Consider the following 14,996-nt stretch of genomic DNA (forward strand, 5'->3'; position numbering starts at 1 on the left):
ATGTTATGATAGTTTTAAGAAAACGTTTAACAGTGAGGTAATGAAGACATGTATGAACAAGCTTTGGAAATGATTGAACTGGAACTGGCAATCTTAATACGGCGAACCACCGCCGTTACAACCAATAAAAAGATTTGGAAACTTGACAGGTCTGCCTATTTATTGCTCCGCCGGATAGCTACAAAAGGGGCAGTAGGAGTTAAGGTTTTGGCCGGTGAGTTCGGATTAGATATTTCCACCATAAGTAGACAAGCAGCTGCTTTAGAGCACAAGGGTTATTTGCATAGAATACCTGATCCATTAGACGGAAGGGCGTATTCTTTTCAAATTACGGAACTGGGAACAAAAGAATTAAAAGAACATAAACAGGCACGATTGGACAGGATAGCTGAACTAATACATGACTGGCCTGAAGAGGAACGGAAAGTTTTTGGACAACTGTTAAAAAAATTTAATCAGGCTCTTCTTTAAAATGACGCTAGAAAAAAAGGAAGCTGTACAAGCTTCCTATCTTGCTGCAATTAAAGCAGCAAACTGATTTATAGTGGTGGAGTATGAAATCCGAACACGATGCATTAAGAGCTTTTCATCCTGCTGGTCTCGCTCAATAAATTGACCAGGCTTCGTTGTTGTGGCAAACGTATAATATTTTTTTGTTTCTGCTACAACCCTTTCATTAAAATGACCAAATGGATAGGCAATAGCAATAACTGGCTTTCCGGTTATTTGTTCAAGTTTTTCCTTTGATGTCTTTAACTCTTCTTCAAAGTTCGTGATTGTCGGCAGATCAGCATGTGACATCGTGTGGGATTGGATAGAAAAAATACCGGAATTGACCATCTCCTTTAGATCCTCCGTAGATAAAGAGGCGTCATTGCCAATATTACCTGCAATCATATATTCCGTTGCTGCAGGGTGGAATTGATCATCCTGCAATTCCTGCAGAATCCGAAAAGCATTCAGATTGTTTTTCATTCCATCATCGAATGTGACTAGAATCGGCTTGTCCACTTTATTCACTTCATCCCAGTGTTCGAATGTAAGGAGAGTGTATCCGTTTTCCTTTAAATAGCGCATCTGTGCCTCGAAATTTGCAGGAGTAACGAATAATTCTTTAATCCCATATCCATTATAGTCGTCAATCGCATGATACATTAAGATGGGCACATGCTTTTGCAAGGTGAATGACGATTTTGAAAGTAGTTCCTGCGTTCCATCTTCATATACACCGTACGCCTCAACTTGATACTCGCCGCGTTGGCCCAGAAATTCCTTTGTATCAATGACATACGAATAGTCATTTTCTTTTTGAATGGACGAGTATGTCCTTACACCATCTCGGCCGTCAGCAGTACGCCAAATATGGTATTGAACCTCAGAAACATCATTTCTTCTTTCTATTGTTGTGAATGTAACTCTAGTAGAATCAAAAGTAATTGGGGATATCTCAATACTTGCTTTAGGTTTGAAGGTAGGTATTGTTTTATAATCTGGCGATACCTTACTATATCCCCTTTTCATTTCTGTAGGTGATATCGGCTGGTTTACTGCCTTATCACTTGCATTTGCAACCTTTAAGCTGCAGCCTGAAAGAAATAATGTGAAAAATAGAGCGAAAAAAAGTAGTTTATCCATTATTGTCATCCTTGTAAATTAGTAATCACGCAGAATATCATACCACTTACAACTGCTGAAGAAAAGACTCCCTTAGGTGGCTGTTACCTAATTTTTTGCAAAAGAACTTATTACAAGTTTGCGTTATTAATGAAAAATTATTGAAGCGAAATCTTGGATTTGTATGTAAAAAATAACATTTGCTCAAATCAAATACGGAAATTATTCGGTTATTTCTGTTGCTCTCGAAAAGTTTTTTACATTAATAAGGAATTAACAGTGAAAAGGAAGACAGAAAAGAATTAAACTGATATTATTTGTGTGGGAATCAATTTCTATTACTTCACTATTGTGTACTTAAATAAGTAGATGGGAGAAATTAAGCAAATGGACACAAAACGAATCGAACAAGACTTTTTAGGAAAAAAAGAGATACCGGCAGATGTGTATTATGGGATCCAAACACTAAGGGCAGTCGAAAATTTTCCGATTACTGGCTATCGCATTCATGGAGAGTTAATTAAGGCACTCGCGATGGTAAAAAAAGCTGCGGCAATTGCCAATATGAATACAAAGCAGTTGTACAGCGGGCTTGGTGAGGTCATCAGTAAGGCAGCTGATGAAATCATCGCGGGTAAATGGAATGACCAATTCATTGTTGACCCAATCCAAGGCGGTGCAGGGACATCGATGAATATGAATGCGAACGAGGTAATTGCGAACAGAGCGCTTGAATTGCTTGGCCATGAAAAAGGGGCCTACATGCATTTAAGTCCTAATTCCCATGTGAATATGTCACAATCGACAAATGATGTATTTCCTACAGCTATACATATTGCCACACTTAAGTTACTTGAAAAATTACTTGATACCATGGAATATATGCACAAGGTTTTTAAGGAAAAGGCGAAACAGTTTGAAAACGTTATCAAAATGGGGCGTACCCATCTTCAAGATGCCGTTCCGATTCGTCTTGGCCAAGAATTTGAAGCATACTCTCGTGTGCTTGAACGAGATATCAAGCGTATTTCGCAATCTCAATTTCATTTATATGAAGTAAATATGGGAGCAACGGCAGTAGGTACGGGTTTAAATGCAGACCCTAAATATATTAAGGATGTCGTCAAACACTTAGCGGACATTAGCGGACTTCCACTTGTTAATGCGGAACATCTTGTTGATGCTACACAAAACACCGATGCCTATACCGAAGTTTCGGCTTCATTAAAGGTATGTATGATGAATATGTCCAAAATTTCCAATGACCTCCGAATGATGGCTTCTGGCCCGCGAGCAGGTCTTGCAGAAATCACCCTGCCGGCGCGCCAACCGGGTTCTTCCATTATGCCGGGTAAAGTGAACCCTGTTATGCCTGAGCTTATCAATCAAATTGCATTCCAGGTGATTGGAAACGATCATACCATTTGCCTCGCATCTGAAGCAGGTCAGCTAGAATTAAACGTTATGGAGCCCGTATTGGTGTTTAACTTGCTCCAATCAATCAGCATTATGAACAACGGATTCCGTTCATTTACTGATCATTGTCTTGCGGGGATAGAAGCAAATGAAGCGCGGTTAAAAGATTATGTAGAAAAAAGTGTTGGGATTATCACAGCTGTAAATCCTCATTTAGGATATGAAGTGGCGGCACGAATTGCTAGAGAAGCCACAATAACAGGAAAATCAGTACGTGAATTATGTTTGAAGTACGATGTATTAACAGAGGAAGAGTTAGACCTTATTTTGAATGTTTATGAAATGACCAAGCCTGGAATTGCAGGCGCAGCTCTTTTAGATCGTGACTAATAGCGCGAATATTACTTTAATAAAGTCCTCATTCCATTATTTATTTGGAGTGAGGACTTTTCTATTCTTTAATATAGTTTTTTGTTTAACAGCCTAAAGATCTTCAAGGCTAATTGAATTTGCAGCAATTCCTCAGAATTTTTAAGATCAGTATTTAAAATTTCTTTGATTTTCTCAATTCTGTAGATTAGTGTATTCCTGTGTAAGAACATCGCTTTCGCTGTTTCACTTATATTAAGATTATTTTGAAAGTAGTTCTCCAACGTGGTGATATAACTTGTCCCGTGAAGTTGATCATGCTCATAGATCTTTCCGAGACGTTTCATGAAGAAGTCCTCTAATTCCATGTCTTTAATATTACTGTCCAAAAAGTGATAGATGGAATGATCCTCAAAATGAGAGACTCCACCTCGGGTATCAAACTTTTGCATCAGTCTAATCGACTCATTTGCTTCAGCAAAACTTTTGTGAAGTGAATGAATAGTTTCGTACTGTCTGCCAATTCCAATTAAAAAGGTTGTATTATTTATTTGTTTCGTTAGTACACGATAAAGATCATTACCGTACTGTTTTGCTTCATTTATGGGAATGGCTGGTCTATTATCATTTTGTCCTACCAAAATGATAATGTGATTGTTTCGATAAAAGGATGTAACCTCTCCATTTGCTAATTTTGCATGTTCATAAACTAAATCCACACATTTTCTTGCTATATTCTCCAATTGAACCTTTCTCGCCACCAAATCCTCATAGTGTTCAAGCTGTTTCGATTCAAAATTGAGCACCATACAATAATACTTATATTGTGTATTTAAGCCATGTAACTCGCTTAAGGTTTGTATGGATTCACTTGAAGTTATCTTTCCTGTTAGCAAATCATCAAAGAAATCCTGCCTGATTTTTAACTTTACTTCCTCAATTTCCTTCGCTTTGATCATTTCGAGAGCCATAATCGTGGATGCTTGCTCAAGAATGATATAGTCAAACTCCGTAAGTTCCTTTACAGTTTGCCAAACAACAATATACCCATAAAGATAATTAGCAACAGCGACAGGCAAAATGCGGCATTTGATTTCCATGGCTTCCAAATAATAAATCCGTTTTATGGACTTCTTCATTTCACTAAGATGATCGGGGATGGAATCTATGAAATCCTGATTGAATACAGGCCTATTTTTTATTAAATCAAAGCAGTATGAAAGTGGTACCTTGTTATCTATATGCTCAGTGAAATGCAGCAATTTCCACTCTTTATCAACAAAAATGATTGGATTATTGATGGTTTCGGATAACAAAGAAGAAATTCTTTCGATGCCGCCGCCTTCAAGTGTAATCCTAAAAAATAAATTATGCATGTCTAACGTTTTTCGGTTCAATAAATCATATCTTCCTGATGCTTTTTCATTAATAATCGAGATAACTCGGGACAGGGTATATTCAAAAGGCAGCTCTATTAACGGCAATCCATACTTATTTGCTTGGTCAATCATATTTTGCGGGAGTTTATCAAAGTAGCGCTTCATTTTCACAACAAGTCCGGCGCAATTAATTTCGGAAAGCTCCTTAATAATCCTATTTTGAAGTTCTTCGTTTTCTATAAAAATAAATCCAGTTGATAATAGCAATTCATTAGGAGAAAGCCAATCAAATGCACCTGGGTTTTCAATAATATTTACTATTGAAATTTCATTATCGATTCCTTTTTCTCCAGCAATAATTTTTATTCCGTCAATCGCTTTAATATTAAATAGGTCTTTAACGGTAAGCAAAGTTTCTCACTCCTTTGTCAAAATTTTATCACAATCCTTTGTATATGTTGCACAAATGAACCCTTATCTTTTTGGATTCATTAAACGATGACCGTATTATGCATTATATCTAAAATAATCGTGTAAGGTATTAAGTTTGTCAACTAAAGGAGGTTCAATCTTATTAAATTAGATTAGACGATAAAACAGTCTAGGTCTAAGAGGTGTCTTACGTGAAAAAAACAGTATCTGGTGATGTTGATTTTATTAAACGAATGAATCATTCAAAGTTTAGTGGTATCGTGCATAGCACATTTAATCGGACATTTAATATTTATTGTTTTGAAAATGGCGAGCTATACACCATAGCCTGCAGAGAAATAGATAATGGTCCGAATACATTAATAATTGATGTAGGTAATGTAAGTTTCATGGGGATAGAAGTGAATGACCGGGTATTCGTTGAAAATGATACCTTTAACATTGGTAATAAACTTTCCGTATCTCTTGATCATGCAGCTAGGTGGGAAAGCGTGATTCCTACTTTTCCATCCAATGTAGAAAACTTGAAGCAAAATGTTGCAAGAATGAAGGATTGTATCGACATGTATGGTAAAGGCGGCGGTATGAAAAAACACGTTTTAAAACAGACCCCATTTGAAGCTGAAATGTCAACTATGCTTGAAAAACGAAAGAATTTACTTTTGGACGAATTAGTAAGCAATCGAATGACGAATGCTTTGCAGCATGCTGTTTCGCTTATAGGTCTTGGACCTGGATTAACTCCTTCAGGGGATGACTTTTTATCAGGGTTATTCACCATTTTTAATATGAAAAACAGCCCTTTCTATGCAAAACGCTCATTTTGTGAAGATGTACTAATGAATGCAAAAGCACTAACGAATGATATTAGCTACATGGCTATGAAAAAAGCATCAAATGGTAAAGTGAGAGAGTCTATCATCTGTTTACTCGACTCCTTAATAGCCGGGAATGAGGAAGACTTAATTCTCTCTTTAAATAAAGTATTAAACATAGGTTCTTCATCCGGAACAGATATTGCAGTAGGACTTGTATGCGGGCTGGAGGCCAATATTAGAGCAGGAGGTAAACTATGACTGTACAAGCGTTGATTAAACCAAATACGTATTTTGATTCAGTGTCTTTAATGTCACTTTCAACGAAAGCGAATCAAATTGATGGTGTTGAGCAGGCCATTATTGCAATGGGTACTGAAATGAATAAAGAGGTAATGAAGAATGTCGGATTAATGACTCCGGAAGTGGAGGAAGCCAAAACAAGCGATCTTATTATTGTCGTAAAAGCGGCAACAGATGAGCTTTGCGAAAGCGCTTTCGAAGGCATTAATGAATTATTTACGAAAAAGAATACTTCTAAAGGTAAAAGTGAAGTGAAATACTCAACAATCTCATCAGCAGCTCAAAGTAATCCTGATGCAAATTTAGCTATTATCGCTGTGAATGGGGCTTATGCAACATGGGAAGCAAGAAAGGCTCTTGAAAATGACTTAAATGTCATGATGTTCAGTGACAATGTCAGAATTGAAGATGAAATTGAATTAAAACAAATAGCACATGAAAAAGGCTTATTGATGATGGGGCCAGACTGTGGAACAGCGATTATTGGCAATGTGGCCCTCTGTTTTGCAAATGCCGTAAGAAAAGGAAACATCGGGATTGTAGCTGCATCTGGAACGGGAAGCCAAGAGGTAAGTGTCCGCATTCACGAATTTGGCGGCGGGATTACACAGCTAATTGGAACCGGCGGCAGAGATCTTAAAGAAGAAGTGGGCGGAATCATGATGCTTGACGGCATCCAGGCACTTGAAGACGATGAAGCGACAAAAGTCATTGTTCTTGTCTCCAAGCCGCCTGCACCAAGTGTGGAAGAGAAAGTATTAGCGAAAATTAAAACATGTAAAAAACCTGTAGTTGTCTGGTTTGTTGGCGGCGATGAAGGAAAGATCACCGAGGCCGGAGGCCATTTTGCGAAAATGTCAAAAGAAGCAGCGCTAAAAGCAGTCTTGCTCGCTGGCGCTGACGAGAGCAAGCTTAACAAACGTGCGTTAAACATTCCTCTTATCGAAGAAGTTCGTACAAAACTAACGGCGGAACAGAAATATATTCGCGGGCTATTCAGCGGTGGAACTCTTTGTGATGAAGCTATGCATGCAGCTATGGAGAAATTCGACAATGTCTACAGCAACATTCAAAGAAATCCAGAGTATCGTTTGAAAGACAGATATACAAGCCAAGAGCACACATTTATCGACTTCGGTGATGATGAATATACACAAGGCAAGCCGCATCCAATGATTGATCCTTCTACTCGTCTTGAAAGATTTATGCAAGAAGCAAAGGATCCATCGGTTGGCGTCATTGTGATGGACTTTGTATTGGGTTATGGCGCACACGAAGACCCGGTTGGGGCATTTCTTCCAGCAATGATTGAAGCAAAACAGCTGGCTGAAGAAGAAGGAAGACATTTGGAAATTATCGGATATGTTCTTGGAACAGAATTAGATCCTCAAGATCTTGATGAACAAATTAATAAGTTATTAGCTGCAGGCGTCACACATGCAAGCAGCAGTCAAAACGCCGGCCTATTAGCTAGAGAATTTGTTGTGAAGGGAGAATAGCTATGAGTAGAATTAACGATCTTTTTAAAAGTAAACCACATGTAATTAACGTAGGAATAGAGTCTTTTAAAGAAGATTTATCACAACAAGGTGCTGAAGTTATTCATTTAGAATGGACACCGCCAGGAAGAGGAAACCCTGCATTAATTGATGCCCTTGATAAGCTTGAAAATCCTGCAATAATGGAAAAAATTGAAGAAGCGAATAAGTTAGCGGTTGAAAGAATCATTAATTCGCAACCAGTGTTAATTGGATACGATCAAGCGATTAATTGTGTACCTGGAATGACGAAAACAACGATTCTTCATGCGGGGCCTCCTATTACTTGGGATAAAATGAATGGGCCGATGAGGGGCGCAGTTACCGGTGCAATCGTATTTGAAGGATTAGCAAAGGATATTGAAGAAGCGGCTGAGCTTGCAGCATCTGGCGAAATTACGTTTTCACCATGTCATGAACACAATTGTGTAGGTTCCATGGCTGGCGTTACATCTGCTTCGATGTTTATGCACATTGTTGAAAACAAAACATATGGAAATATTGCTTATACCAACTTAAGTGAACAATTATCTAAAATCCTTCGTATGGGTGCGAATGATCAAAGCGTTATTGATCGATTAGTGTGGATGCGCGATGTATTTGGTCCAATCCTAAGGGATGCTATGAAACTAAATCCGAACGGTATCGATTTACGTTTGATGCTAGCACAAGCACTTCACATGGGCGATGAGTGCCACAACCGAAATGTTGCGGGAACAACTCTTTTAATTCAGGCATTGACTTCGTACATTTTACAAACGGATTATACAATCGAGCAGAAGAAAGAAGTATTTGAGTTTGTTGCCAGCAGTGATTATTTCTCTGGCCCAACTTGGATGGCGATGGCTAAATGTGCGCTTGATGCTGCTCACGGCATTGAAAACAGTACAATCGTTACGACAATGGCCCGTAATGGTGTGGAATTTGGAATCCGCGTGAGTGGAATGGCAGGTAACACATGGTTTACTGGTCCAGCTCAAAAAGTTGTCGGCCCAATGTTTGCAGGTTACAAGCCGGAGGATTCCGGTCTTGATATCGGTGACAGTGCGATTACTGAAACCTATGGCATCGGCGGCTTTGCGATGGCAACGGCTCCTGCGATTGTAGCGTTAGTTGGCGGAACAGTAGAGGATGCTATTGGTTATTCAACGCAAATGAAGGAAATCACGACCACTGAAAATCCTAATGTAACCATTCCATTGCTTGATTTCATGGGTATTCCAACTGGGATTGATGTTCGAAAGGTTGTGCAAACGGGAATTATGCCAATCATTAATACTGCTATTGCCCATAAAGAGGCTGGTATTGGAATGATTGGTGCGGGTATTACCCATCCTCCAGTTGAAGCATTTGAAAAAGCATTGTTAACTTTAACAGAAAATATTCATTAAAAAAACTCGTTTAGGGAAGAATAGAAAGCCCAGTGTATTAATGGTCTGCAGTTCTTCCCTAAATACTTTTTTTCTAAATGCTAAAGTGGCAAATGAGAATAGGAGAGAATTTAAATGGAGAATAAATCCATAAACATGGATCTTATCTATGCAAGTGAACTGGGTGAAGTTGAAGGTTTACAAAGACTTTTGCATGAAGGTGCAAGCATTGATTTTAAAGATGAGAATGGCCGGACAGCCCTAATGGCTGCGACACAAAAAAACAATAAAGCAGCGGTGAAATTGTTACTAGAAGCCGGCAGTGACGTAAACACAAGAGATATTACCCAACTGACGCCGTTTATTTGTTCAGGAGCAAATGGATTCCATGAAATCCTAAGTTTGATGCTGAATTTTGGTGCGGATCTAAAAAGTGTGAACCGATTTGGCGGCACCGCATTATTACCTTCAAGTGAGAAGGGTTATCTAAAAACTGTTCAAGTATGTTTAGATGCGGGAGTTCCAGTAAATCATGTAAACAATTTAGGGTGGTCCGCGCTGTTAGAATCCGTCATTTTGGGTAATGGAGGCCGTTTATACTCGAATATTATCGAAGTGCTTGTCGAAGCTGGTGCAGACGTAAATCTACCGGATCGAGACGGAAAAACTTCTTTGCAGCACGCTATAGAACTAAAACATGACAGGGTTGTGAAAATTCTCAACAGGGATATCACAGAAGAAAACGAAGTCATTCAGTCAATTAAAAAACTTTATCAGGAAAATAAGTATGAGGATGCAATTACGGTAATCAATCAAGCTTTTGAAAATGATCCAAGTAATCTTGATCTCTACTTTTATAAGGGATATTGCTTACAAGAATTAAAGAAATATGTAGAGGCACTTAATGAGTACAACAAGGCATTAGCATTAAATTTACATGATTTGGATTTCTATTTCTATACAGCTAATTGTTTGAGATTAATGAACAAGCCTGAAGAAGCACTGGCTGAATATGATAAGGCTAGTGAACTTAATCCTAATGAGACATTTTACCGTTATCACAAATCCAATTATTTAAGAGAATTGGGAAAACATGAAGAAGCAGTGAATGAAATGAATAAGCTTCTTTCAATGCAGCCGCATCGTTATGATTTTTCCTTTCATAAGGCAAATAGTCTCAGATCATTAGGCAAACATCAGGAAGCAATAGAAGCTATAGAGAATGCGATTGAACATGACCCATCCAATCCTTTATATCATCTGCATAAAGAACAGTCGATTGAATTATTAAAGAAATAGGAAGAAAAGAGAGAAAAGAGATAGGAGAAATCATAGTGGAAAAATTAGTTATCGTCGCTATCGGGGGAAATTCGTTAGTTAGAGAAGATGGAAGCGGCTCTGTTCAAGAACAATATGAAGCTGTAACTGAAACAGCAGTAAATATTGCTGATATGGTTGCGGAAGGCTTCCAAGTTGTTGTCACACATGGAAATGGGCCTCAAGTAGGTTTTGGTCTTAGAAGATCTGAAATTGCAAATAAAGTAGCGGGTATGCCAGTGGTACCTCTAGTAAATTGTGGTGCGGATACTCAAGGCGGGATTGGCTACCAAATTCAACAAGCGTTAATTAATGAGTTTGCTAGAAGAGAGATTAACAAAAAAGTAGCAACCGTTATTACTCAGGTTGAAGTTAGCAGTGATGATCCTAACTTTAAAAATCCAACTAAGCCAGTAGGTTCATTTTTTACTCTCGAGCAAGCGGAAGAAATGAAGAATGAACATCCAGATTGGATTTTTATCGAAGATTCTGGCCGTGGTTATCGAAGAGTGGTGCCTTCTCCAAAACCAATTAATATTGTGGAAAAGGATTCTATTAAAACATTGATTGAAGCAGGTTTTGTTGTTATTGCTGTAGGGGGCGGCGGAATTCCTGTCGTTAAGAATGCCGATCATACGTATGAAGGCATTGATGCTGTTATTGATAAAGATTTTGCAACTAGCCTATTGGCAGAACAAGTTCAAGCGGAAACGTTAATTATTACAACGGGTGTTTCAAGAGTGTGTATCAATTTTGGAAAACCTAATCAACAAGCTCTTGAAAAAATTACTGTTAAGGAATTGAAACAGTATGCCGCTGAAGGACACTTCCCTCCAGGCAGTATGCTTCCTAAAGTTGAAGCAAGTTTGAGTTTCTTGGAGAACGATGGCTTAAGGGTAATTATTACCGATCCTGAAAGTCTAAAAGATGCCATCGTTGAAAAGGCAGGTACGCATATTATCAATTTGAAATAATTGATTACGACTACGGCAGTAGGAGGAGAAAGAATAGTAAGAGTACTTGATAGATTTGGGCAGAAATTCTCATCTATTGGCTGAGTTGTATTGGAAAATAATACATTTTTTAAGGAGAAATTTACATGGGGAATATATCTTTATGGAAAAAAGGGGACTTTGCGGCTTCCTTCGGTTTGTTCGTTAATGTTTTGACAGACTTTTTGGTTATGATCGCATTATTAATTGGTGTAGTTGGTATGCCAAAAGAGTTTATTTTTAAACAAATTGTTCCTGGCTTTGGATTTGCTGTCCTTCTATCTGGCCTAGTTTTTGCTTATTTTGCATATAAATTAGCTAAGAAAACAGGTAGAAAAGATGTTACCGCACTACCGTCAGGCTCTAGTTCACCTGGTATTTTTCTTATCGTATTTGTGATTATGCTTCCACTATATCATCAAACAAAGGATGCTGCTTTCACAACAACAGTCGGTGTGCTTTGGTGCTTCTTTGAGGCTACCATGCTAGTAATAGGTGCATTCCTGGGTGATATTCTTAGAAAGTTCGTCCCAAGAACTGTATTGCTTTCAGCCTTGGCAGGTTTGGCATTTGTATTCTTGGGTATGAACCCAATGCTGCAATCTTTTGAAATGCCTGTAGTGGCATTTGTTGCTATTATCATTATTTTCATGAATTGGTTAAGTAAACATCCAATATTGAAGAAAATACCTACGGGTTTATTATTGATCGTAATTGGAACTGCAATTGCTTGGATATTTGGATATCAAAGTCCTGCTGCGGTTACTGAAGCTCTAAAATCATTTGGCTTCAATCCTCCTATGTTGCATTTAAATGGGCTTTTCGACCATTTTGACGCTGCTCTGCCATATTTATTAACTGCTGTACCTCTAGGGTTGGCAAACTACATTTTTAATCTGGAAAACGTTGAAGCTGCTGCTGTTGTTGGTGATGAATACAAAACTAGAGACGTTATGCTTACAAACGGTATTGTTTCTGCAATAGGTGGCCTTTGTGGGAACCCATTCCCAGTAACAGTATATGTAGGTCATGCTGGTTGGAAAGAAGTTGGTGCAGGTATAGGCTATTCTATTGCTAGCTCTGCTGCAATATTCATATTATCGATTTTAAGTCTTATGGGTCTGTTGCTAGCTGTTATCCCAATTGCGGCTATTGTTCCGATGCTCGTGTTTATTGCGATTGTAACAGGGCATCAAGCTGTCAAAAACAGTCCGCAATTTGAAGTCCCAGTAATATTTGTATGTTTCTTCCCGTGGGTTGCTACTTGGGCACTTACTGCTGTTAATAATGCAATTTCAGCTACAGGTATGTCGGTGGGGACTGCTGCCGATCAAGTTTCTCCACTTGCCCTGCACAATGCTGGACTTTTCTACGATGGCTTGGTTGCTCTAGGTAATGGTGCTCCTATTACTAGTGTTCTTTGGGGTTGTATAGCGATATTTACTATCCGTAACACGCCTATTGGAGGCATAGTAGCTGCTGTGCTAGGGGCCGTTTTAACTTTTGTTGGTGCAATTCATACAAGCACTATCGGAATTGCACAACCAACTGCTATGCCTTTCGTTTGGGGATATCTACTAATTGCAGGATTTTTAGCATATAAACACTATGTAAATAAGAAAGAAAACATTGGTCCTGTAACAGAGTAAAAATGAAAATTCAATAAAATAAGAAGGCTGTTTTCGTAAAGAATGTTTTTATTAACCACGGTTACCCCAAAAAAGTCACTAATTTGGTGTGAAATTACACATATTAGCAAGTTAATATGATATATCGGCGATTTTTTTAAGTTTATCGGCGAATTTTCGATTTTATCGGGAATCTAAAATAGCAACAAACTTTTAGAAAAGAGCAAATAAGAAACACCAAATTTAGCTAATTTGTATAAGCAAAACTAAGGAGGATCTTTACTATGGATTTTATGAAATTAGCTGCAGATGCAACAATAGTTGGTATGGCCAACAAAGTAGGTGGACCATTTGGTGCAACGATTGTCCGATGTGATGAAGTGATTGCGGCAGTAAGCAACACTATGATGAGAGATACTGATCCTTCTGCACATGCTGAGATGGTTGCTGTAAGAGAAGCCTGTAAAAAACTAGGAACAATGGATTTATCAGATTGCGTTGTATATGCTACCTGTGAGCCATGTCCAATGTGTGTATCTGTCATGATTTGGGCAGGTATCAAGGATGTATACTACTGCAGCACAAGAGATGACGCTGCTGAGCATGGTTTTTCTGACATCCACCTGCGCAAATATTTAGCTGGTGAAGACGATGGTGTCATTAACATGGTAAAAGTAGAAGATAGAGAAGACTGTGATCATCTCTGGAAGCACTTCCACGAATTAAACAAGTAAATCAATTAATCAATAAAGTCCAGACTGTCATTGACAGTGCTGGACTTTTTCGTTATTTCGCAAGATGAGTGTGGAGGAAGTCAATGACCTGTTTAAGGGCATTTTGGACAACCGGATTATGGAAATCTTTATCAAATACATGCTCGCCATTATGAATGGTAATTAACTTTGCTTCGACCGCTTCTTTTTTAATGGCCGCCCTCATAAAAACAGCCTGTTCATATGGAACATCAGTATCCTTGGTCCCGTGTAATAGGAGTGTTGGCGGATAGTCACTAGTTATATTGTAAATTGGACAATACTTCTTGAGTTCCTCTTTATTTCCTTCCGGATGGATGCCTGTGATTTCTTCGATCCAAGTACCATGCTGTCTTGCATGCACATAGAGGAGAAACCGCTGCTCTACAGAAGCCTCTGTAATTGTCTGATCCGACACAAGGGATGCAGCAACATCTTTAGGGACAATGTCCTTTTGACGGTAATAACTACTAGGGGCAGTTGCCCACCCTCCAAGGATGTCGCCATATCCATAGAAAGAGACGATTGCTCGCGGTTTTGAATTAAATGTACCTGTACAAAGGGCAAGGAACCCGCCTGCGGAACTGCCTACTACAGCAATTCTTCTTAGATCAATAGAGAATTGCTTTGGTCCTTCTAATTCTAACCAATGAAGAGCGTCATGAATATCCTCAAGGATGTCTGGCAGTTTTGTTCTGGGCGCCAGCCGATAGTCAATCGAAAACAAGGCAATCCCATTATCCGTGTAGAGTTTTATCATTTCTTCATTGATCTCTTCTCTTGTTCCCCAAACAAGGCCGCCCCCATGAATAAATATGGCAACCGGAGCATGGTCGTGGTTAGTCCGATAAAAATCGCCTTTAATTTCATAATGTTCATCTTTCTTATACACAACTGTTTTTTTCAAATGATATTACACGTCCTATCAAAATGGTTAATACAAGATGTTATTTATTTATATCTAGTTTAACAAATGCAGGGGTGCAATTCATTAAATATACAACAAAATAACCAACCAAATTTTCCTTGCTTATGACAAATTTTGTACAAACTCCTTTGTATAACATGCCT

At 38.5% G+C, this 14,996-nt stretch carries 12 protein-coding genes; 9 read left to right on the plus strand and 3 right to left on the minus strand.

Going from position 1 to position 14,996, the window contains the following annotated elements:
- Positions 1-48 precede the first annotated feature (48 nt).
- Positions 49-471: a MarR family winged helix-turn-helix transcriptional regulator gene (locus ACIQXV_RS15635; protein ID WP_402960137.1), complete on the plus strand. Its 423-nt coding sequence runs from the start codon at positions 49-51 to the stop codon at positions 469-471.
- Between the two features lie 36 nt (positions 472-507).
- On the opposite strand, the gene ACIQXV_RS15640 is transcribed toward ACIQXV_RS15635, so the two are convergent.
- Positions 508-1,635 carry a polysaccharide deacetylase family protein gene (locus tag ACIQXV_RS15640; protein ID WP_402960138.1) on the minus strand — a complete coding sequence of 376 codons (1,128 nt, stop codon included), beginning with the start codon at positions 1,633-1,635 and terminating at the stop codon, positions 508-510.
- 366 nt (positions 1,636-2,001) lie between these two features.
- On the opposite strand from ACIQXV_RS15640, the gene aspA reads away from it, so the two are divergent.
- A complete protein-coding gene (aspA, locus tag ACIQXV_RS15645; protein ID WP_402960139.1) occupies positions 2,002-3,420 on the plus strand; it encodes an aspartate ammonia-lyase in 1,419 nt (472 codons plus the stop codon).
- Positions 3,421-3,488: 68 nt separating this feature from the next.
- Here the strand turns inward: aspA and ACIQXV_RS15650 are convergent, their stop codons facing one another.
- A complete protein-coding gene (locus tag ACIQXV_RS15650) occupies positions 3,489-5,189 on the minus strand; it encodes a PucR family transcriptional regulator (protein WP_402960140.1) in 1,701 nt (566 codons plus the stop codon).
- Positions 5,190-5,401: 212 nt separating this feature from the next.
- Here ACIQXV_RS15650 and ACIQXV_RS15655 point away from each other — a divergent pair, with 212 nt between their 5' ends.
- From ACIQXV_RS15655 to ACIQXV_RS15685, 7 genes are all read left to right on the plus strand, one after another.
- The gene (locus ACIQXV_RS15655; RefSeq protein WP_402960141.1) at positions 5,402-6,286 is read left to right on the plus strand and encodes an oxamate carbamoyltransferase subunit AllH family protein; all 885 of its coding nucleotides are present in this window, start codon (positions 5,402-5,404) and stop codon (positions 6,284-6,286) included.
- Entirely contained in the window at positions 6,283-7,827 is a 1,545-nt protein-coding gene (fdrA, locus tag ACIQXV_RS15660) for an acyl-CoA synthetase FdrA (protein WP_402960142.1), read from the plus strand. Before ACIQXV_RS15655 ends, fdrA begins: the two co-directional genes overlap by 4 nt.
- 2 nt (positions 7,828-7,829) lie before the next feature.
- Positions 7,830-9,257, plus strand: a complete 1,428-nt coding sequence (locus ACIQXV_RS15665; protein WP_402960143.1) for a YlbE family protein — start codon at positions 7,830-7,832, stop codon at positions 9,255-9,257.
- Between the two features lie 114 nt (positions 9,258-9,371).
- Complete coding sequence (locus ACIQXV_RS15670; RefSeq protein ID WP_402960144.1) at positions 9,372-10,535, plus strand: ankyrin repeat domain-containing protein; 1,164 nt, start codon at positions 9,372-9,374, stop codon at positions 10,533-10,535.
- Between the two features lie 35 nt (positions 10,536-10,570).
- Positions 10,571-11,527 carry a carbamate kinase gene (gene arcC, locus ACIQXV_RS15675; protein ID WP_402960145.1) on the plus strand — a complete coding sequence of 319 codons (957 nt, stop codon included), beginning with the start codon at positions 10,571-10,573 and terminating at the stop codon, positions 11,525-11,527.
- Positions 11,528-11,652: 125 nt separating this feature from the next.
- Complete coding sequence (locus ACIQXV_RS15680; RefSeq protein ID WP_402960146.1) at positions 11,653-13,194, plus strand: SulP family inorganic anion transporter; 1,542 nt, start codon at positions 11,653-11,655, stop codon at positions 13,192-13,194.
- Between the two features lie 263 nt (positions 13,195-13,457).
- Complete coding sequence (locus ACIQXV_RS15685) at positions 13,458-13,907, plus strand: nucleoside deaminase (RefSeq protein ID WP_402960147.1); 450 nt, start codon at positions 13,458-13,460, stop codon at positions 13,905-13,907.
- Between the two features lie 52 nt (positions 13,908-13,959).
- Here the strand turns inward: ACIQXV_RS15685 and ACIQXV_RS15690 are convergent, their stop codons facing one another.
- A complete protein-coding gene (locus ACIQXV_RS15690; RefSeq protein ID WP_402960148.1) occupies positions 13,960-14,832 on the minus strand; it encodes an alpha/beta hydrolase in 873 nt (290 codons plus the stop codon).
- Between the last annotated feature and the right edge of the window lie 164 nt (positions 14,833-14,996).

Origin of the sequence: Neobacillus sp. NPDC097160, assembly GCF_044762155.1 — a bacterium.
Taxonomy (GTDB): Bacteria; Bacillota; Bacilli; order Bacillales; family Cytobacillaceae; genus Neobacillus.

What these genes read in the sequence shown, in the direction of transcription:
- ACIQXV_RS15670 (WP_402960144.1), top strand. Translation starts at nt 9,372, where the DNA reads ATGGAGAATAAATCCATAAACATGGATCTTATCTATGCAAGTGAACTG.
- ACIQXV_RS15680 (WP_402960146.1), top strand. Translation starts at nt 11,653, where the DNA reads ATGGGGAATATATCTTTATGGAAAAAAGGGGACTTTGCGGCTTCCTTC.
- ACIQXV_RS15685 (WP_402960147.1), top strand. Translation starts at nt 13,458, where the DNA reads ATGGATTTTATGAAATTAGCTGCAGATGCAACAATAGTTGGTATGGCC.
- fdrA (WP_402960142.1), top strand. Translation starts at nt 6,283, where the DNA reads ATGACTGTACAAGCGTTGATTAAACCAAATACGTATTTTGATTCAGTG.
- aspA (WP_402960139.1), top strand. Translation starts at nt 2,002, where the DNA reads ATGGACACAAAACGAATCGAACAAGACTTTTTAGGAAAAAAAGAGATA.
- ACIQXV_RS15665 (WP_402960143.1), top strand. Translation starts at nt 7,830, where the DNA reads ATGAGTAGAATTAACGATCTTTTTAAAAGTAAACCACATGTAATTAAC.
- ACIQXV_RS15640 (WP_402960138.1), bottom strand. Translation starts at nt 1,635, where the DNA reads ATGGATAAACTACTTTTTTTCGCTCTATTTTTCACATTATTTCTTTCA.
- ACIQXV_RS15635 (WP_402960137.1), top strand. Translation starts at nt 49, where the DNA reads ATGTATGAACAAGCTTTGGAAATGATTGAACTGGAACTGGCAATCTTA.